The sequence below is a fragment of the Protofrankia sp. CiP1_Cm_nod3 genome (genome assembly GCF_982290655.1).
In genome coordinates this window covers 1-3,580 of record NZ_CEVIVD010000259.1, presented here as the reverse complement: position 1 = coordinate 3,580, position 3,580 = coordinate 1, and the positions used below count along the sequence as shown (strand labels likewise).

At 69.6% G+C, this 3,580-nt stretch carries 2 protein-coding genes and 1 pseudogene; all 3 read right to left on the bottom strand.

Going from position 1 to position 3,580, the window contains the following annotated elements; translation table 11 throughout:
• Positions 1–844: 844 nt before the first annotated feature.
• A complete protein-coding gene (locus tag AC5LUJ_RS23900; RefSeq protein WP_250291091.1) occupies positions 845–1,957 on the bottom strand; it encodes a phosphotransferase in 1,113 nt (370 codons plus the stop codon).
• 72 nt (positions 1,958–2,029) lie between these two features.
• Positions 2,030–3,160, bottom strand: coding sequence for a GNAT family N-acetyltransferase (locus AC5LUJ_RS23895; RefSeq protein ID WP_250291093.1), 1,131 nt, complete (start codon positions 3,158–3,160; stop codon positions 2,030–2,032).
• Positions 3,161–3,300: 140 nt separating this feature from the next.
• Positions 3,301–3,580 (bottom strand): annotated as a pseudogene (locus tag AC5LUJ_RS23890) (epoxide hydrolase); the annotation flags it as partial.

The following is a 3,580-nucleotide window of genomic DNA, read 5'->3' as shown; positions in this document are numbered from 1 at the left end:
CCCGTGAGACCGGCGCGCCCTCGCAGTTCGCGACTTGGAGTGACCGTCATGTGGGTGACGTGAGACGCCTGGTGGGCCTGGTGCGTTCACCGGTTTCTTGATCAGAAAAGGCGGGCGGATGCGCCGACACCCTGCCCGTTCACTGATCCCCGCCTCGGAGTTCACCGGCTTCCAGTTCCCACCGGAAGTGACCGTGCTGGCGGCCCCTGATACCTCCGCTACAACCTGTCGTACTGGGACGCCAACGAACTCCTGCGGGAACAGGGCGCCTGCTGTCCCGCTTGCGCTGCCGTGTGGGCAATCTTGGCGGTTTGCCGGGCTACGCGTGCCGCGGCTGGATCGCCGACGCCGAGGATGGCGGCCGTCGCTCAGACGAGCCGGGGACGCTCTCGGCGCCCGTCCTCAGCATGCTCAGGGAACCCGGGGCAGTTCACTTCTGAACGAGGACGAGGGCCCACTCGGGCGCCGGCAACGCGTCCTGACGGCGCGGATACCGCCTGCCGAGCGGGCCGCCTTGAAGTGTCTCTACCCGGCCACCATGGCTCTGGATCCCACCGGCACCGCCCGCACCCGCTGGTCGAACAAGTGGAAAAGCGCATTGAATGCATTCGACGTGACTTTCGACGGACGCCTGACCGCCGGTAGGAAGTAACCCCAACAAGATCACATACACCGTTAAGTCGGCAGACCCGACGGTGGCTGGTCCGCCCGCCGGCACTCGATCCCGATGTCAGATCAACGGCCAGTCGCGACCGCCTGCCCTTTGCTGTTCCAGCCGGCCCGGCGTCATCGAATCCGGCCCGGTGGAAGTGGATGTCCTTGGCGTTCGGCCCAGGCGCCGCGTTCAGTCCAGGCGGCTGTCGGCCAGGTCGAGCCAGCGGTCGACCTCGTCGGCCGCGAAGTGCCGGACGGCCCAGTCCACCATGCGCAGGCTCAGATGCGCCCACGCCGGACGGACGACCCCGTCGGGCAGCGCATCGACGATCTCATCGATGCGCTCGAGGACGCCAGGCTCGGCGAATTGTGGGTGGACGCCGAAGCGCAGCGTCACCAGGTCCAGGCGACGATCGCCCCGCCCGGCGCCGTCCCAGTCAACCACTCCGGTCACCCGGCCGGCGACCGCGAGGACGTTGCCGGGATGGAAGTCGACGTGCACGGCATCCTCACCCGGCAGAGCGTCGGGATAGGCATCCGCCACGGCGAGCACCCACCGCTCCAGGGCGGCGGCCCGCCGACTATGGCGCCGCAGCGGCTCGTGCAGGCAGTAGCCCGGACCGTCGTGGCGCAGGTGAAGCCGGACCGGCGGCACGTCCGCCCGCCCCGACAGGGCGCCCGCCTGCAGGCCGTTGAGGTCCAGCAGCCGGTCCAGAAGCCGATGCGTCAGATAGTCGATCTTCTGGCCGGGTAGGCGTTCCTGGACGAGCGCGACGGCCGGACCGACCTGGACCGCCAGCTCGACGGCGGGAGCCGGGTATCCGGCGGTTCGCAGCGTCTCCACGACGGCGAGGGGACCGGCACGCAGGTCCGCCAGGGTGGTGTTCGGCCGCCAGGTGAGCACCGACCGGTGGCCGCCGGGCCCACGCACGTACGCGGCACCGACCTGGCCTCCCGGACACGGACCCTCCACGAGGAGACGAATGCCGGTGCTGGCGGCGACCGCCTCGACGACGCGTTCGGCGTCGAGCCGTTCGGCACGCGGCCAGTCCGGCGCGGGCGACGTCACGGCCCTGATTCTGCCCGGCCAGACCGGACAGCAGATCACCCGATGTTGTCCACCGCTGTCACCTCCGTTGCGCAGGCGCTTCTGCTCCTTGGTCCTCCACCGGTAGAGCACTCCCTCGACCGCACGGATGGTCGTCTCACCGAGTAGTTCGACGATTTCTTCCTGGCTGTAGCCGTCGATCGTCAGCGCACTTGCAGGGACCGCCGGATCATGACCGGTCGCCGCGCCTGGCAACGATCTTGTTGGCCACCGGCGGCGCGTCGACCGTCGTCGTAGCTGGCCGGACGCGTGCGATACCGAGGCGATTCAGTACCGGTCCAGCGTGTGCGCGTAGGGCACCGGCAGCTTCGCGGTGCCGCCACCCGGAAACCACGCCGAGCATGTTCGCCGGTGACGTTCGGGGATGCTCGCCGTGAATGCCGACACGTCAGCGGCCGAGGAGTATCCGAGGAGCAGGCGGACCAGAAGCCCGCTGTCGGGGATGAGCTCGCCGCCTGCCAGTTCGTCCATCGCGGCGTCGACGGCGGCGGTACCGCGGTCCCGGCGCCGGAGTTCCGGTTCGAGCGTGGCCAGCAGCTCGGATCGGTTCAGGATCGCGGCCATCATCCCGCCGGTCGGCGGGAACTCCTGCTGGTAGGCGCAGCCCAGGCGCCGCGCGAGCCGCCCGACGACGCCGTCCAACGGCTCCCGCACCCGAAACTCGCTGACCCGCAGCTCCCAGGCGGACCTGGCGATGTCGGCGAGCAGGCACAGGGCGATACTCGTGTCGCGGGCCGCCATCTCCTGGACAGTCAGCCCGAAGTAGCTATCGCCGAACGACCGGCCCGCCACGATCGCGTATCCCGCGAGCGTCCCCTCGGCTTCCACGACGAGGATCTCCGAGCCCGGTCGCCATGTCGTCTGGGGTACCAGACGGTTCCAGTACGCGGGGCGTTCGTGCGTCCACGGCCGCTGGGCGTGCGTCGCGTTGTAGAGGTTCACCATGGCCGGTAGATCCCCGGTCGAGCCGGGCCGGACGCGTGCAGCAGCCGGCGCAGCGGCGGCAGCGGCGCGTTCGAGGTCGCGAACGCGCATGTCCAGGTGGCCCTCGGCAACGGACGTGACGAAGCCGAACTTCTCGTACACGCCCTGGATGCCGCTGGAAACCGTGGCGACGTTCACCCGCCGTGACATGCCGTCCAGCGCCTGGCGGAGAAGCCGGCCCATGTGGCCACGCCGGCGGAAGGAGGGTTGGATCTCCACCCCGCCGATACCCTCGGCGTCGACGGCCACGGCGCCGAACCGCCACCGGAAGGAATGCACCTCCAACTCGCCGACGGGCGTGTCCTGGTTTGCCACCAGCCGGCAGTAGCGCACGGACCGGTTACCCGCACCCGACTCGATCGTCTCCGTGTAGCGCAGACCGGGTTCCAGCACGACGTCGACCACCGGGTGCATGTCCCGAATGTCTTCCCCCCGGCTAGATCACACAAGGCGGGTTGGCCAACCATCCCGCCACTTGGCCGCTCCGAGCGGTGGATCGTGGTTGTTGGTCAGCGTCAGGACGCCGGATGTGGCTGAGATGTGGCTGGTGTCGTTCAGGGTCTGCGGCCGTGGAAGGTGTGGCGCAGGTCGTTCACCCAGGCGTCGGGGTTCTCCCAGGGGATGAAGTGGCCGCCGTGGTCGTGGGCGTTGACGTTGACGTGGTTGAACCAGCCGGCCTGCGGGCCGGTCGTGAACGCCTGGACCCGCTCGGCGGCGGTGTGGATGCCGGGCGGGTTCTCGTAGGTGACGAGGGTGAGGCCGACCGGGGCCTGCACGGCCGGGGTGCGGTCGTGGGCGGGGGTCCAGGGGTAGCGGTTGGCGTTGGCGTAGTAA

Bases quoted from the DNA above. Each gene is read 5' to 3' on its own strand.
- AC5LUJ_RS23895 (WP_250291093.1), bottom strand. From the start codon at position 3,160: ATGCACCCGGTGGTCGACGTCGTGCTGGAACCCGGTCTGCGCTACACG.